Origin of the sequence: Lysinibacillus capsici, from assembly GCF_020217405.1 — a bacterium.
GTDB lineage: Bacteria > Bacillota > Bacilli > Bacillales_A > Planococcaceae > Lysinibacillus > Lysinibacillus capsici.
Genome location: NZ_CP084108.1, coordinates 2,202,370 through 2,217,685, shown reverse-complemented (window position 1 = coordinate 2,217,685; position 15,316 = coordinate 2,202,370). Strand labels below are relative to the sequence as shown.

The 15,316-nt window shown below is 32.6% G+C and carries 19 protein-coding genes; 6 read left to right on the top strand and 13 right to left on the bottom strand.

Features of this window, described 5'->3' with window-relative positions; genetic code table 11:
- Positions 1 to 12: 12 nt before the first annotated feature.
- The 8 genes from LCP48_RS10810 to LCP48_RS10775 form a co-directional block, all read right to left on the bottom strand.
- Positions 13 to 471, bottom strand: a complete 459-nt coding sequence (locus LCP48_RS10810; protein WP_225340951.1) for a hypothetical protein — start codon at positions 469 to 471, stop codon at positions 13 to 15.
- A 43-nt stretch (positions 472 to 514) separates the two neighbouring features.
- Positions 515 to 748 carry a pilin gene (locus LCP48_RS10805; RefSeq protein ID WP_004230916.1) on the bottom strand — a complete coding sequence of 78 codons (234 nt, stop codon included), beginning with the start codon at positions 746 to 748 and terminating at the stop codon, positions 515 to 517.
- A gap of 3 nt (positions 749 to 751) precedes the next feature.
- Positions 752 to 955 (bottom strand): hypothetical protein, encoded by a 204-nt coding sequence (locus LCP48_RS10800; RefSeq protein WP_225340950.1) that lies wholly within the window; start codon positions 953 to 955, stop codon positions 752 to 754.
- A 91-nt stretch (positions 956 to 1,046) separates the two neighbouring features.
- Complete coding sequence (locus LCP48_RS10795) at positions 1,047 to 1,208, bottom strand: hypothetical protein (RefSeq protein WP_004230910.1); 162 nt, start codon at positions 1,206 to 1,208, stop codon at positions 1,047 to 1,049.
- A 79-nt stretch (positions 1,209 to 1,287) separates the two neighbouring features.
- Positions 1,288 to 1,449, bottom strand: a complete 162-nt coding sequence (locus LCP48_RS10790) for a hypothetical protein (protein WP_004224145.1) — start codon at positions 1,447 to 1,449, stop codon at positions 1,288 to 1,290.
- A gap of 122 nt (positions 1,450 to 1,571) precedes the next feature.
- Positions 1,572 to 2,360, bottom strand: a complete 789-nt coding sequence (locus tag LCP48_RS10785) for a hypothetical protein (RefSeq protein WP_225340949.1) — start codon at positions 2,358 to 2,360, stop codon at positions 1,572 to 1,574.
- Positions 2,361 to 2,429: 69 nt separating this feature from the next.
- Entirely contained in the window at positions 2,430 to 3,317 is an 888-nt protein-coding gene (locus LCP48_RS10780; protein ID WP_225340948.1) for a hypothetical protein, read from the bottom strand.
- A gap of 283 nt (positions 3,318 to 3,600) precedes the next feature.
- Entirely contained in the window at positions 3,601 to 4,215 is a 615-nt protein-coding gene (locus tag LCP48_RS10775; RefSeq protein ID WP_004224151.1) for a recombinase family protein, read from the bottom strand.
- A 216-nt stretch (positions 4,216 to 4,431) separates the two neighbouring features.
- On the opposite strand from LCP48_RS10775, the gene LCP48_RS10770 reads away from it, so the two are divergent.
- Positions 4,432 to 4,866, top strand: a complete 435-nt coding sequence (locus LCP48_RS10770) for a hypothetical protein (protein WP_004224152.1) — start codon at positions 4,432 to 4,434, stop codon at positions 4,864 to 4,866.
- Between the two features lie 234 nt (positions 4,867 to 5,100).
- Here the strand turns inward: LCP48_RS10770 and LCP48_RS10765 are convergent, their stop codons facing one another.
- Positions 5,101 to 5,793, bottom strand: coding sequence for a hypothetical protein (locus tag LCP48_RS10765; protein ID WP_004224154.1), 693 nt, complete (start codon positions 5,791 to 5,793; stop codon positions 5,101 to 5,103).
- Between the two features lie 685 nt (positions 5,794 to 6,478).
- Between LCP48_RS10765 and LCP48_RS10760 the strand changes: the two genes are divergently transcribed.
- The 3 genes from LCP48_RS10760 to LCP48_RS10750 are packed head-to-tail and all read left to right on the top strand — an operon-like array spanning position 6,479 to position 7,588.
- The gene (locus tag LCP48_RS10760; RefSeq protein WP_004224156.1) at positions 6,479 to 7,120 is read left to right on the top strand and encodes a hypothetical protein; all 642 of its coding nucleotides are present in this window, start codon (positions 6,479 to 6,481) and stop codon (positions 7,118 to 7,120) included.
- Positions 7,121 to 7,134: 14 nt separating this feature from the next.
- Positions 7,135 to 7,365 (top strand): hypothetical protein, encoded by a 231-nt coding sequence (locus tag LCP48_RS10755; protein WP_004224158.1) that lies wholly within the window; start codon positions 7,135 to 7,137, stop codon positions 7,363 to 7,365.
- Positions 7,295 to 7,588 (top strand): RlpA-like double-psi beta-barrel domain-containing protein, encoded by a 294-nt coding sequence (locus LCP48_RS10750; RefSeq protein ID WP_004224163.1) that lies wholly within the window; start codon positions 7,295 to 7,297, stop codon positions 7,586 to 7,588. The genes LCP48_RS10755 and LCP48_RS10750 overlap by 71 nt, the downstream gene beginning before the upstream one ends.
- A 126-nt stretch (positions 7,589 to 7,714) precedes the next feature.
- On the opposite strand, the gene LCP48_RS10745 is transcribed toward LCP48_RS10750, so the two are convergent.
- The 4 genes from LCP48_RS10745 to LCP48_RS10730 form a co-directional block, all read right to left on the bottom strand.
- Positions 7,715 to 8,452, bottom strand: coding sequence for a hypothetical protein (locus LCP48_RS10745; protein ID WP_216486188.1), 738 nt, complete (start codon positions 8,450 to 8,452; stop codon positions 7,715 to 7,717).
- Positions 8,453 to 8,463: 11 nt separating this feature from the next.
- A complete protein-coding gene (locus tag LCP48_RS10740) occupies positions 8,464 to 9,603 on the bottom strand; it encodes a hypothetical protein (RefSeq protein ID WP_225340947.1) in 1,140 nt (379 codons plus the stop codon).
- 748 nt (positions 9,604 to 10,351) lie between these two features.
- Complete coding sequence (locus LCP48_RS10735) at positions 10,352 to 10,891, bottom strand: GNAT family N-acetyltransferase (protein ID WP_004224263.1); 540 nt, start codon at positions 10,889 to 10,891, stop codon at positions 10,352 to 10,354.
- Positions 10,892 to 12,025: 1,134 nt separating this feature from the next.
- Positions 12,026 to 13,348 (bottom strand): M1 family metallopeptidase, encoded by a 1,323-nt coding sequence (locus LCP48_RS10730; protein WP_192807122.1) that lies wholly within the window; start codon positions 13,346 to 13,348, stop codon positions 12,026 to 12,028.
- 985 nt (positions 13,349 to 14,333) lie between these two features.
- Between LCP48_RS10730 and LCP48_RS23485 the strand changes: the two genes are divergently transcribed.
- Positions 14,334 to 14,876: a MauE/DoxX family redox-associated membrane protein gene (locus LCP48_RS23485; RefSeq protein ID WP_404805852.1), complete on the top strand. Its 543-nt coding sequence runs from the start codon at positions 14,334 to 14,336 to the stop codon at positions 14,874 to 14,876.
- Positions 14,873 to 15,238 (top strand): TlpA family protein disulfide reductase, encoded by a 366-nt coding sequence (locus LCP48_RS10725; RefSeq protein ID WP_225340946.1) that lies wholly within the window; start codon positions 14,873 to 14,875, stop codon positions 15,236 to 15,238. The genes LCP48_RS23485 and LCP48_RS10725 overlap by 4 nt, the downstream gene beginning before the upstream one ends.
- Positions 15,239 to 15,316: the final 78 nt, after the last annotated feature.

The following is a 15,316-nucleotide window of genomic DNA, read 5'->3' as shown; positions in this document are numbered from 1 at the left end:
TCTAACAAGTGGTTACATGGTCCCATATACTTGATTTAGTTGTGAACCATCTAAATAAATAGGGAACGGTTCAAAAGCAGAAACACCGAATAGTTGATCAAAGCGAATCGCAAATGTCGCAAACTCTTTATTAATAAACAGCTGCTTTTCCTCCTCAACATACTCCTTTAGGGTGTTGACATACTTATGTCGTATATCTTCTTCCCAACTATCAAATGTTAGAATTGTATGCTCAAGCTGTTTTTGGAGGCTATCTTTTTTGTCAAAATGAACTTGGCTGATAACTAAACATTGGCCATCAATCCAAAACTCAAAAGACTTGGTAGAGGCTGCCCTTTTTTCTTTTGCAATTCTGTCACGAATCCTATCAATAATTCCTTCTGCTTCGGTAAAAAAATAATTCCGTTCTTCATCAATTTCTCGAAAGTAATCACCGTCATCCTTGAAACGAATCAATAATTTTCGTAACACATTGTTTTCTCCTTCCCTTGCTTTCCCTCAGTACAATATTAGATCAGAATCCAGATACTTTTCCTGTCATCCAAGCAACGAAAGATGCAGCTAGATAAACAATGGCGAATCCGATAAATACGTTCATCATCCAAGACTGCGCACTTTCTTTCTTTTGAGGATCTTTTGCAAACATCCAAACAAGACCAATGATAATTAAAACCAAACCAGCTACTGCAGGAGCAAACTTTTGTACATCATTGGCAATCTCATTAATCAGCGTAATGGCATTATCCATACGTTATACCTCCCTTTCTTTAGCTAGAGAAGCTATTATTCCTTTGTTTTCTAAATTAAATTTGATTATTTGGGCTTGGTGCTGCTGATGAAGCCAATCAAAATAAGACTGTTCTTGTGCTTCAAATATTTGTTTTACCAGGGCCTCCATATCAGCAAATCCTTCTGGCTTTACTTTGCTTTGACGCTTTCTTTCTGATGGTGTCAATTTGTAATTCTCCTTTCGATAAAATAAAAAAGCAGAAGATCGTTATCTTCTGCTCCTCATGACTGCCCTACAGGGCTGAATTAAGCCTTTCTCATACGCCAATTCCACTAAATACGTTGTCTACCATTTTCGTCCATCCAGCACCGATTTTCGCCATTAAAGGATCGATTACGCCAGTGGCAAAGGCTACCATTCCACCGAATAAAACTAAAACGATGATGGCTAATGTGATCTCTGCTTTGTAGTTATTCAATTCCTATACCTCCCTTCAATTGAGTTAGAGCAATAAAAAAAGAAGAGTCCCTCACGATCTCTTCTAAAAGGCTGTCTTTTTAAACGCCAATTCCGCCAAATACGTTGTCTACCATTTTCGTCCATCCAGCACCGATTTTCGCCATTAGAGGATCGACTACACCAGTAGCAAAGGCTACCATCCCACCAAATAAAACTAAAACGATAATAGCTAGAGTGATCTCTGCTTTGTAGTTATTCAAAATTCTCCACCTCCCTTCAAGGGCAATAAAAAAAGAGTGGCCAACGCCCCCTCTCTTGAATGCATTAATATTTAGTTCCAGCCCCAAGCTGCCTGTCGAACATTAATAAACTATCAAACACATTATTTTTTAAATGGATTAGAACCATCTTTAAAGATACCTTTTGCCATAACATCAGGATGATTATATTTACTGTCAAAGTAATCTTTTGCTACTTCAGCAACACCATTTTCTTTCGCCAAAGTTACAGTGTGATTAAGTCCAATTACGTAAGGAACGATTCCAGGAGCTTCATTAAAAATAGCAGCCTGCTTTTTAATGTAGGCTTTCATTTCAGCCTCAATTACAGCGCGCTTTTCAAGGTCATTCCAGTTATCGGCCAATTTTGTTTTAAAATTTGTAAGATCATGTTCAATTAAATTTCCCCAGAAAATTTTATTGTACTCGTATTTACCATCGACAAGTTCAAAGTACGCTGGTGTTTTTTCAGCTTCAAATGCACGATATGGTTGCCAGTCATTTTCTCGAATGCCGTATTGAATTAACTCTTGGCGATTTGCATTTGTTGCATAAACTTTTAATGCTTTAAGTGCTTCGTGTGGTGTATACTCATGCTTATTTCCATACATATCATAAGTATACTCACCTGCTTTATCTGCCCAAATATCTGTGTCAGAAAGCTTCACGTTAAACGTTTCTTCTAATGCTTGTCGACGCTCACTATCATTGTTTGATTGTAGTTTTTGCTGCGTTGTTGCTTTTACTGGTGCTACTTCTACAATTGGATCTACCTGGTTAACTGGTTTTGTTTCTGTTTCTGCAGCAAATGCTGATGTCATTAGCATCATAGATGCCATAGCAGCGAATGGCACAGCCATCATTTTACGTTTAAGGTTTTTTGTCATTTTCACTATAATCCCATCCTTTTTTAGTATCTTAGTTTTTAAAAATAGAAAGGACTCCCCAAATTTGGGGAATCCCTATCGTTCATGAGCTTGTGCAGCCATAGCTTTGTTTTGCTTTCGATCAAGTTGTACTGGTTCATGCTCGTACAGTTTTTGATCGATAACAGTTGTAAAGTCCTTTAAACGTTCATTCATATAAAGAATGCTTTGCATCAACTTTGATTTAGCTGAATCTTTTACTTCGGAAATACTATCGCGAACACCATTCCGTAGCCCAATTACCTTGTCATCCATTTTTTGTTTGGATGTTAATGTACGTTCAATAATAGAATCTTTGAAATGCTGGCGACATTCCTTTAGAAGATTTTTCATTTCATCACGATAGTCAGCGAATGTCTTCCTCTTTGATTGTGGATCCACAGAATTGAGCATTTGTTCGATACCTATTTCAATACGATTAAATTGCTCACTTATTAAATGTTCCACCTCTTTCTTCGTTAAGAAAGATTGGTCATTTTCTTCACCAACTGCCTGTGTTTCGACAACCTTCATTAATTCAGTACCATGTTGTTCGATTTCATTTTGCATGTCTTTTGTGAATGTATCCTTTACATGCTTTCGTTTCTGATACTGTAAGAACATTTCTGTATTAGTTAATGAAGGATTAAGTCCTTCATTTGAAAAGCCATATTCTTCAGCAATTTCCTTCGCATATTTTTCCGCACGCCACAGTTGTTTATAGGATTTTAATAAGAAAGGTTGAAACTCATCCTTTCCTTCACGACCTTTGTAGCGTACAGCTGCGTCAACATGCCATTTTCCATCATCTCCGTACATGCTCAAAGTAACTTTTGGTTTATTGCCGTGTACTTCCTGCCTACTTTCTACAAAAGACAACATATCTGAAATATCCACTGGCTCAAGTTCATACCCATAGATTTGTTGCTTTGGACGTTCTTCCATTTTCTCTTTTCCCTCCCATCAAAAATATTAATATTTCAAAAGCGAAAAGGATCTCTCCTATAAATAGGAAAGACCCTTTATGTATCCTGTCAAAATTTTTTCTTTCTTCAGGACATAATCTTCTGATACTAATACTTTAGCACAGATTTTCCGAAAAAAAGTCCGCATTTTGTACGTGATTTGTACGCATTTTGTACGCGATTTGTACGCATTTTGTACGCGATTTGTACGAAGTATCGCTTGCCCTTGTTTTATCAACTGCATCCTTGTTGTTAGAGATGGTTTACTCATCCAATTCTAATTGCCTTTTAATTGAATAAATAGTGTTCCTAGCAAGACCTGTTTCTCGATGAATATTCACTACTGATTCATTTTGTTTTAATAATTGGACCACTACATTATAGATAAGACGATCCTTTCCCTTTGCTTCAGCATGATATTTTCTAGGCTTGCCTTTGAAAGCTCCACGCTCTTTAGCAATAGCGATACCTTCTGACTGTGCTGTTTTAATTCGATTTCGTTCTTCTTCAACCATCCACGAAAGAAGTGTCAAAACGAGATCGGACACCAGCTGGCCAACACCTCCTGCTAGTTCTTTATATTTTCGTGTATCAAGGATTGGCATATTTAAAACAACAATATCAATTTCATCTTCTGTTATTTGCTTCCATTCATTAAGGATTTCTTGTTTGTTCCGCCCGAAACGACTTAAATCATGAATGACCAGCACATCACCAAACCGCATTTTCGATCTCATTTCACGATAAACAGAACGAGCAAAATCTTTTCCTGACTTTTTTTCACTGTAAATTTTTTCACATCCGAAAGCTTCAAGCTCCTTCAGCTGGCGATCTAAATTTTGATCAACAGAACTAACCCGTGCATAACCAAAAATCATTATGTATCGACTCCTTTAATTGAACAACTTATAATGAACAATCTAATACATTGATATTACTACATTCTATTTTGTTCAGCTAGAGTCTACTTATAATGAACAGAAAATAGATTTAAATATACATACTATATAATTTTTTATATTAAGAGGATATTTTACAATATTATAGAATTAAATTAATAGCAATTAAAAAATTGGAAAAGGAGTAGTTTTATTATGAATAAATTATTTAGATTTAAAATTCTGTTATTAGTTTTTATGATTTCTTTAGCAACTACTTTTGCAATTCCTTTTTATACTTATGCAACAGAAATTGATAGTGATTCAAAGGTAAATCCTTTGGGGGCTGGAGAATGGGATTTTAAAGGACAACAAAATCCAACACTTGGAGCAGGAGTAGCATGGTTGACTAATGAATATGTTGCGACTGATGGTGGGAATTTTAAAATAGATATGCAAAGCACTTTTTATAGTTCAAATTATGTCCATACTACTTATTTTGTTAATGGGGTTAAAAAGTTTACTTTACTTAATTCAATAGATGACTATAAAGGAACTGTTCAAATTGGTAATCTTAATGCAGGTGATAGAGTACAATTCTCTATTTTAGTTGATAAGGGTGACAAGTTTACATTAAGCTTTTATGATTAAAGAAAAAAAACATCTTTTTATAAAGATATTTCAGAGTGTCGACAAACTAAATTCGTAACAAAAAGTTATCATAAGTCGGCATTTAACTTTAGTTTTCTATGTTCAAATATTTTTCTGAATCCTAGAAAATAAAGGGTTTGGAAAATCTGAAAAAATTGTACTTATAGCCGTTTAATTTAAAAATAATAGACAAAGTCGAAAAAATCGACTTTGTCTACAGTCTGAAACATCTTTTTATAAAGATGTTTTTATTTTTTCTTTATTCTTATTATAAATGTATATTTTCACGGTACTTTCTTTTAAAAGTTTATTAGAGGCTAACTTTTTCTCTAATGTAGTATATATTGTCCTTTCTATTTCCTTACCAATATCTACTTGTTTTTCCCCATCTAACAATGTACTTACTTCCACAATTAGTTCTTGGGGATCTTCCGGTGGAGGAATTCTCATATCTACTCCTCCATCAATTTTGTTTGGATAAGCATTAGATAATTCATTATTAATTTTTTTTGCGATCTCAACCAATAAATTATTTCTTTCTAACTCTTCTTCTGTTATCATTTGACGAATTTCACCTTTTTTTACATTAACATTATATTTTTCAAATTTAGTTGACCTAATCAAATTTCTCACAACATCTTTGATTTCATGTTTTACTGAATCATAATACTCTTGGCTTCCAAGAACATCAATATCTATATCCTTCGAATTGTTATCAACATGAGTATTAATACTATAGGTACCTATTTTATATTTCCCCACTAATTTTACTTCTATCTTTTCCAACATTTGAATTTCAGCACTTTTTGGTGGTGGACTAATGTTATTTTCAGCAGAACCATTTAAAGAAGCTAATCCGAAGCTTAATAATAGTACCCCCATGATGCTTAAGACTACAATAAGGAATTTCTTTTTAATAAATCCCACCTCCTCTCATTTTACGATATGAGCAGATATCATAATGTATTCGACCTTTTTCGTCTTATTCAACTTTTTAATGTAAAATCATGAAACACTAAAATTTTAAGAATAAAGCCACCTTTAATGCGGCTAGTTATTAAGCCTCTTTGCTTTGGCCAGATGACCTGCTCATCACTGGGGCAATCAATCCAAACATATTCAGCTGCAGGACCTGGTTAATCGGTTGACCATAAAAATACACTTGTAGGACCTAGTTCATCTTTGGTCCATTTAAATAGGGCAATACTTATTAAATCCAAAATCATTAGCCATAATATGACTAATTGCTACCGCGCTATGTTGACCGTTCAATACAAGTAATTATGTTACTTCATCGAAAGAAGCATTATAGCCGAGCTGTACTTTTACTGATTCAATTAGTTTGTCTTCTATCATCTATTTTCTTGTGCTGCTGTCTTTTGATTTCAGTTTCGCGTTGAGCCTTCCTTCCAGCCTCTAAAGTGGCCACAATTTCTTTCTTTTCCTTAAGTAATTCTTCAATTCATCTTCTTTCTTTCTGGCGTTCTTCTAGGTAAATAGAAATCGAAGAGACCTTTTCATAAAAATTTTAATTAATGGAAGGTATTTGAAATTATATGTATAAATTACTCTTATACCAACTAAAATTAATTTTCTTTGGAGGGAGGAATTAATGAAGAAATTTTTTTTACTTCTTTTCATTTGTGTATTTTTAGCAAGTTGTCAACAAAGTACAGACCACGATACAACGTTAGATTCGAGCAAAAAATCTGAAGTTGCTTTTTCTCCTGACATGGAAATGGGTTTAACGTTAAAAGAAGCAATTGAGATTGCCCAAAAAGAGGCTCTTCAGTGGAACAAAGAAGCAATGTTATATAGTGGAAATAGTGTTGACAAAGATAAAACGCCAACAGGAATGGAAGGCAGAAGAAAGTACTGGAGCATTGAATTTGGCATACCAAATAAAAAAGACTATTATTTAATAACTATTCAAAACGGAAAGGTACTAGATAAAGTACATGTTCCTAATGAATTAAACGCTATGCCTAAAAGTCACTTTATTTCTAGTGTTGAAGAATTTAAGTATGATACACCTGAATTACTAAAAAGGGCTCAAAAAATCACCAAAATTTATCCCGGAGACACTTTTGCTAAGGGATATAATTTTAGTTTTACTAAAGACTCGCAAAAAAACATTCCAATTGTGATGGTTATCGGATGGGACCAGTCCAAGGAAAATATGATTTATTTATTGTTCAATGCAGAAACGGGTGAGCTAGAAGAAGAATTTGAAAGAGAACAATATAAAAACTAAAAGGGGTTGTATTCATGAAGAAAAATGCAGTTATCTCGATACTTACTTGTTTTATATTTATTTTTACATTTTCACCGAAAACACAGGCCATCGAAACACCGGACATCGAAACACAAGCGCTCTCTGAACATATTGCAGGTGTAGTAACTGGTTATACAGGAAATAAAATAGGGCATGGTGGAGCAAGTTATCCAAAAACAGTATATGACTGTTGCTGTTCATCAAAAATCAACATCAAACCATGATACTATATTTCCTTTTGGTTCTACTATACTCATAAAAAATGCTTTATATGTAGAAGGTTATAGTAATAAAACTATTTTTAAAGTAACGGACACAGGTGATTTAAATAGAAAAAGAGATTTATATTGGTTTGATGTGTATTTTGGACTCAAAAATGCTACTAATGATAAAAACGCAAATGAATTTGGAGAAAAAAATAAAAATATTGCTTACACAGCATATTAATGCATGAAAATAAAAATCACACAACCTAGACTTGTCTGATGTGTGTGATTTTTTTGTTTTGAGTGCTTTTATAATCAATTCTTTTAATGTAAATTAACTATAAGCTGCTATTTATTTCAATTACTTCTACTGGAACTTGTTTCGGTTTAATATTTTCTTATGTTTGTTTTCCTCAAACTTTACATCTAGACCACAAAACTCTAATATTTCATTTACACTTTTTTGATATTTCAAGGCGCTATTATCATGAACAGGAGGGCATAACCAAAGTTCCCTACCATGCTGATCTCTTAATATTACTTGGTAAACCTTATCATTACCAAAAAAATCTTTTGTGAAATATCCATGCTCAATAGCAGACTCTCTATTATTAAACAGGATAATATCACTAGGATTGGGAACAATCGATGAATATTCATATAAGAACTTTGTTTTATCATCCATATAAGACACGTAATTCTCTTCAACTTGCAAACAAACTATTTTTCCCTTGTGATAATATAAAGTTGCTTTACATTCTGATTTTCTCGTAATTGCACTTTCAATAGGATAAACTTCAAACTCCCCTTTTTCATTTTTAAAATACTTAACTATGTCATAACTACTATCTTTTACACATTTGGACTTGTCTGATGGTATACCAAGTTTCTCAAGTACTTTTTGTGAGTAAGATGGTCCTATACCGCCATAACCGCAATTCAAATTATTAAACCAAGCTTCGTTGCCGTTTATATCTCTTATTATAAATCTTGCTGATTTCAAACTTTTTAAATCGGACAAATCATTTTCTGAAACTAAGTAAAATCCATCAAGTATTGCATCAAAATCATTAAAATAAACAAAAATATGAGTTATCTCATCCAAATTATTTACCATTAAAAAAGTGAAAAAGTTTGTTGTTGCAACTCCTCGGATTCATTACTTCTATCTTCCTCACGGTAAGGATTCACATAGAAAATACAATCCACTATATTTGATGATTCATCCATAATAAGATATCCTTTATCCACTTGTTTCTTCAAAGCCAGTAATACATCAAAATAAATGAAGGGACGATGCATAATGCCTACAGAAAAATGCTTATTAAAGCCAAAATCATTAGCCATAATATGACTAATTGCTACCGCGCTATGTTGACCGTTCAATACAAGTGAATATGCTACTTCATCGAAAGCAGCATTATAGCCGAGCTGTGCTTTTACTGATTCAATTAGTTTGTCTTCTATCATCTTTTTTTCTTGTGACAATTTTTCTATACGTTCGTTTTCCTGCTGTTGTCTTTTGATTTCAATTTCGCGTTGAGCCTTTCTTACAACCTCTAAAGTGGCCTCAATATTTTTCTTTTCCTGAAGTAATTCTTCAATTCGTCTTCTTTCTTTCTGGCGCTCTTCAAGGTCAACTTCACGCTGAATTTTACGTTGTTCTTCCTCTAATGCTTCCATTTGTTTTTGAAAATATTTATTTAACCTATTGATTTGTCGATCTAAAAATGGAATATTCATTTCAAAATGCCTTTTAATGCTTTCAGAAACTACTGTTTTATCAGGGATTCTATTGTAGTATTCGTGGTAGTACACATTATTATTTAATTTCCATAAAAGTTCATCTAGTTCATAATCAATCTTATCTAACTCATTTATAACGCCATCTATTTCATTCACTTCAATATTTAAAAATGCACTCAAATGATCCTTCCCATATTGAATTTTTGTCCGAGTCACTTGATGTTCAACGGTAAACATATATCGTAGTCGTCGACCACAGGCGCATCGCCCATCTAGATTACCTGGACCAAAATCATTGTAATCGGAAATCAACCAATCTACGACATTCATCTCATCTTCTTGAAGAGTTATATCTATGGACTTGAGTGCTGTGATTTTTTCCTCTCTCATAACGTTTTCTAATACTGTCCGTCTACCACGTTTCATTTCGTTTTCCAAAAAATTCCGTTGTTTTATAGTTAATGCTGATAGCTGTTGCTCTCTTTCATCCGCAGAAAGCTTTTTATACATAAACATCCCTACTCTCTTTAGCTTAAATGTGGAACGAATTAGTTCTTGAATGTCACTTGACTATGTAGAATCAGTTAATTATCCATATTATTACTTATTTTATATATATCACTTAAATTATAACAAATAAAATTATGCTTTGTTCTATCGCTACTAGTTAGTGGAGAAACTGTAGCTTTGAATTAAAGTTTGAGTAAAATTACCTTGCAAACCCTTATTTTATGTTAAATTAAGAAGAATCCCTTTTGAAAAAAGATTGATCAAAAGGGGTTTTTCTTTAGCAGTTATAAGTTAGGTTTTAATAAAAAAGTTTGATTATTTTCTACCTGTGTTGCTCCACAATCGCGCCCGATTGTTGAAGATCGTTATCTAGCACTCCGTTAGTACAATAAGAAGGCTAGTCAGATTTATGCGGATCTACAAACGATAAGACTTCAATTTTATACTCTATTATATTCACCAAAGAAGATGGTGCAACATTACTTCAAATACTTCAAGACCTTTGCCATGACTAACTTTTACCAAAAGTGCATAAAACAACGCATAAATAATGTTCATACCAAAAGCCAAGAACGTTGATTTAACAACATTCTTGGCCTTGAAGTCCGTTTCCAAACTTTCATTTGGGACCGTTATTTTGTATAGAATTGTATGAATTACGCTAGCTGCTGTAAGGTTTAACTCATTGCTATTTGTTTTAAGCCCTCTGTAAGTAAATTAGCTACCTTTAATTCCAGACTGGTTAGCTTTATAATCCGAGTCTGGCACCTACTTCTGCATACTCTATATCTTTTCTTTCTGCATTCCAATTATCCCCTGTTTGTCCGTCCCATATCGCTCCTGTTTCAACGAAACCGACAGACGCAAACAACTTCCGAGCGACTTCGTTTACCATCCAATATGATGTAGCAACTGCATCGGCTTTCCCTTGTGGAAACGACTTTATGTAATCAATAACTTTCATCATTGCTTGTTTGCCAAATCCTTTGCCTTGATGCTTTTTATCAATCATAAAGCGATTAAGTCCATAAGTAGATTTATCTCCATATTTTTCACATAAAAATGCACTTTCCGCCAGTTCGAAAAATCCAATATCGACATATCCTATGACTTCATCATTGTTGTATATAGCGAAAATCATAGGAGGTTTTTCGTCGTTGATTATCTTTACATAGGCTTTAGCCAAACAGTATATACTGGAATCCACATTTCCTTTCTGCTCGTCTGTTATGCTTAACTTCAACACTGCCTCAAAATTATCGTGAGTAATTTTTCTTAATTCAATCATTTTTCTTCCCTACTTCCGAAAATATAAATTCGCCCCTCTACAATTCAACTTTCTTTACTATTTCGCCATTATCCCCAGTACACCTTTTAAACGAACCGATTTCTCCCATCAACTGATGATAAATGCACCCAAAGCGTCCTTAGGGAACATTTCATTGAGATTCTATTTATATGTTACTGACATTCAGAACAAGTGATTCGAACAATCCTCTTTAAAACAATTTTCCAGAGCATTATTTTCTAATAAAAACAGCTAAAAACACTAATTTAACACTGCATGTCGCTGATTAAAATGTTTTCATGCTTGCGTTTGGGGACATTTCATAAAAGAATGTTACTCAACAATCTGGCCCTTTAATGGCAACGAGCGCTGAATCTTTGTTACAGAATTGCGCCCGAGTGTTGAATATTGAATGAAATGATAACCAACCTTCAGTCATCTTTCTCTATATATTTTATTTCGCATCAGAATTGAATCGTATTAACGTTAAAATTGAGAACAATGGGAAAATCAAATATATAGACATAAAACCACCAAGAGTAAAGAACCAAATATCAATGCAACCCACCAAAATTAAACCGATAACATTTGTTAGAACAAAAGAAAGTATTTTGTTTTTTATTCTATTAGTTAAATAAATTTCAATAGGGACTACAAGGATAATAGTAAATAAATAGATTCCTAAATAGAGCAGTACAGAAAACAGTATTTTCTCAGCCGTCGAAGGAGGCATTATATCCGATTGGAATATTCTCTCGATAAACACGATACTTAATGTGGTAACTAATGCTACTATTATCGGGAAAAAAAGTATCTTTGCTATAGAAATCTCAGTCACCTCTTTTGTTTATTATAATCCAGTCTTTAAGATGACGGCTAACCTAAATTTCTTTAGAGGCGTTATTCCACAATCTGGCCCGATTGTCGAATAAGTAAAGATCCCGCATATCAACACAGGATCTTTAATCAATATTTATTTTAAATAATCGAACTTTGTTATAAATGATCAATCTTTTTTATAAAACTACAGTCGCCTTTTTAATTCGTCTTTCCTTACTCTTACTTCCTACATTACTACAATTTTTCCCTTTATAGTCTAATGCTCCTATTGATTAAAAAATCAAATATTCATTTTTAATTTTCTAGCTGTAACCAACCCTCAAATAATGAATCATCTTTTAAATCAAAATAGTATCTTGTAAATCTCATAAACTCATTAGAATCAATCTCTTTATTTTTATAAAATTGATAATAAGTTTTTAAAAATTCTTCAGCTTCTTTTAACTCTCCTTTTTCTTTAAATAATGCCCATAACATTATGGCGGATTTTCCGTAAACATATGAACTCATATTAGATTCATCGTATTGATCAAGAGGTAGATTTACTGGAAGTTCGCGTTCTGGGTCAATTCTGAACATCGAATTATAAGTTTCACTTTGTTTCAATTTCGCATACTTGAATAGACTAGTAGCAAATTCTGCGAAACCTTCATCTAACCAAGCATTATTATATGGATCATTACTAATTATCCCATAAAACCACTGATGAGCAATCTCATGAACTACCATACTTTTAAGTTGCTGTGAATTGCTTGGACCACTATTATAAATCGAATGAGCTGTTACAATTCCTGGATACTCCATACCCATTCCATCTATTACAATATCTAATTGTTTAAAAGGATAAGGCCCCATAATTTCTTCGAAATACTTTAATGCAATGGTAGCCTCGTCTACTATTTCTTGATATAGTTCTTCTTTTTTCTCCTCAAATCCAAATAATCTAATGGAAATGCCCTCATCTTTTTCTACTAGTAATGGGTCTTTTAATATAGCAAGAAATATCTCCTTCACATTCTCAACTTCAAGTAAACCTTTGTTTGGACTTGGAAATACTTCTTGATCAAATGAAGAAACCAAGGTGTACTCTTTAGGAATGTCATACGTTAATTTGAAATTGCTAAATGCAGTATGATATGTCTCTCCTCTATCGCGGTACGCTTCCTTGTTCCATTTATGATTTCTATATGTGGCAAGCATTGGATAAAACTGAGCTAAATGATAATTACTATTACTTTTCGTGAATCTTAATCCTTTTTCAGGAATGGTTAGTTCATATGAAAAATTAACTTTAATTTCTTGATTAGGTTTCAACTTTTCCAGAAGCATCATGCTTAATGTATCTTTTTCTAGTGTGTAATTCACCTTTTTTCCATCAATCGAAATGTTATGAAAATCAACTTTCGAGGGATGTTCCAGCTCAGATGACACACTTTTTGTAAACATATTAGGTATAAAGTAGAAAATTAATTGTTCCCAATCATCCGTAGATAGATTTTTGATCAATACAGTTGTTTCTAATTGGAACTTACCGTCATTTTCCATCCTCAGTGATATATCGTACTTGCTAAAATTTCCAGGACTGATCCCTTCTGGTACGAACGCTTTTCTATTCATTTTGTTAGAAATCGTTGATTCGCTATTACTAACTGGTTTATTTAACTTCCAAGTAACGAACATTACACATAATATAAGTAAACATATAAAAAATAATTTCTTTTTTATAATTTTCACCTCAAATCTTTAATTTTTATTAATTTACAATACAAATATTGTATTTTTATATTATATATTAATAAAAATTTCAATTTATACCTTATTTATACATTATTTTTAATCTAACAATAGGAATAAAGTGTTTTAAAAGTGAGTGAATATGGCAAAATGAGTTCCAAGCATAGGCGACGTTCCTAATCTGCCATTCTTATATAGAAAGACAATTGATTAATGAAAAACTTTATAATATTTTGGAGGTGTGTTTTTGCAAATTAAATGTGAGCCACTAAAAATTATTCTTTTCTATCCATTCCTTCGTTTGTAAATGAGTTAAGAGCCACTTATTATGTAGATAATGTGTGTACGGTGTGTGAGTCAATCTGTTAATGCTGTCTTTAAAAAATGAAAAACGCTCAAACGATAGAATATTCATAATAATAGTTATTTAAAGTAAGGACTATTTTGATATAAAGTGGCTCTCATTTCAATTGCAGTGGTAGCCGGTTTTAGCTTAACAAAAATAATACAGAAGTGTGATGGACTATTGTAGTTGTGGACTTAAACAAACTTACAATCAACTTCTATATATTTGTAATATATCCAATTTTATCACATATATTGTTAAGAATTTCAAAAAAGAAAGGTGGATGTTTATTATGGATGAACTTATTATGGATGAATTCCAACCAATGGGAAGCGATTGCGACAAGATTGTATGTTCTACTGTCCCTTGTGGAGTTGGAGGACAAGCAACAGTAGAATACTGTTATACTCCTCTTGCATCGGAACCTCCTAGAACACACTGCGGATGTGGGTATTTTTAATAAAATGTAATTAAGGGTACAAAAGACAAGGTAATACTCTTGTCTTTTGTACTATTAGAAAGGTGTGTAAGCTTATTGCAGAATTAGTGTTATTTACTAAAATTTTAATAAGTACTATCTTCCTTTTTTCATTTATTTCTAAATTATTTACCTTCAAACAATTTCAAAATGTTTTCTTTTCCTTTGGTTTTAATAATAACTTTTCTTTTATCGCTGCTATATTTATTCTTGCCCTAGAAATACTCGTTTCATCGCTTATTATTTTTAAAAGGACAAGTATTTTTGGAGAGGTTATATTGTTTTTCTTAATTCTCTCTTTTTTTATTTCGGCTTTATATAGTCAGATAAAAAGACTACAAATAAGTTGTAATTGTTTTGGAGAGCTGTCTGATGAAAAATTAGGGAAATCTACATACCCTAGAATAATATTTCTTTTCATTTTATTAAGTTTTATTTTCTTGTGCAAAATAGAGATTGGCATTACAACTTACTCATTCGAGAAGAAATTCATGTTGTGGTTTTCTAGTATTAACATTATGGTTTTTTATTATTTATCTAAAAACTATAAAAAATTAATTACAATAAGGCGGATACTAAAAACATGATCAACTTAATATTTTTTCTTACAATTAACTTATTGCTTCTTATCTTATCTGTAATGATACTGTATTTATATAGAATATTGATTGACTCATCTACAAAAAGAAAACTTCCTAAAAGTGAAGATGGATTAAGAAAAGGTGAGCTCTATCCATTGAATCTACTAAAAAACATTGAAGGTAATCCGATTACAAAACCTAAAATTAAAGAAGCCACTGTTTTAATTATTACTTCATATGGTTGTGAAGTTTGTAAAGGAGTTTATCCTTATCTAGATGAATTGAGGAAAGAATACAAAGATTTGCAGTTCAATATACTGATGTTAGCAACCCATGAACAGGCACAAGAATGTATTCAAATTAATTAAACATGAACAACTTCATAACCTTGGAATTACTGGTTTCCCTTTTGCTTACCTACTTTCCAGAGACGATGAAGTGCTGGA

What these genes read in the sequence shown, in the direction of transcription:
- LCP48_RS10805 (WP_004230916.1), bottom strand. Translation starts at nt 748, where the DNA reads ATGGATAATGCCATTACGCTGATTAATGAGATTGCCAATGATGTACAA.
- LCP48_RS10780 (WP_225340948.1), bottom strand. Translation starts at nt 3,317, where the DNA reads ATGGAAGAACGTCCAAAGCAACAAATCTATGGGTATGAACTTGAGCCA.
- LCP48_RS10775 (WP_004224151.1), bottom strand. Translation starts at nt 4,215, where the DNA reads ATGATTTTTGGTTATGCACGGGTTAGTTCTGTTGATCAAAATTTAGAT.
- LCP48_RS10770 (WP_004224152.1), top strand. Translation starts at nt 4,432, where the DNA reads ATGAATAAATTATTTAGATTTAAAATTCTGTTATTAGTTTTTATGATT.
- LCP48_RS10760 (WP_004224156.1), top strand. Translation starts at nt 6,479, where the DNA reads ATGAAGAAATTTTTTTTACTTCTTTTCATTTGTGTATTTTTAGCAAGT.
- LCP48_RS10755 (WP_004224158.1), top strand. Translation starts at nt 7,135, where the DNA reads ATGAAGAAAAATGCAGTTATCTCGATACTTACTTGTTTTATATTTATT.
- LCP48_RS10750 (WP_004224163.1), top strand. Translation starts at nt 7,295, where the DNA reads ATGGTGGAGCAAGTTATCCAAAAACAGTATATGACTGTTGCTGTTCAT.
- LCP48_RS10740 (WP_225340947.1), bottom strand. Translation starts at nt 9,603, where the DNA reads ATGTATAAAAAGCTTTCTGCGGATGAAAGAGAGCAACAGCTATCAGCA.
- LCP48_RS10735 (WP_004224263.1), bottom strand. Translation starts at nt 10,891, where the DNA reads ATGATTGAATTAAGAAAAATTACTCACGATAATTTTGAGGCAGTGTTG.
- LCP48_RS10730 (WP_192807122.1), bottom strand. Translation starts at nt 13,348, where the DNA reads ATGAATAGAAAAGCGTTCGTACCAGAAGGGATCAGTCCTGGAAATTTT.
- LCP48_RS10725 (WP_225340946.1), top strand. Translation starts at nt 14,873, where the DNA reads ATGATCAACTTAATATTTTTTCTTACAATTAACTTATTGCTTCTTATC.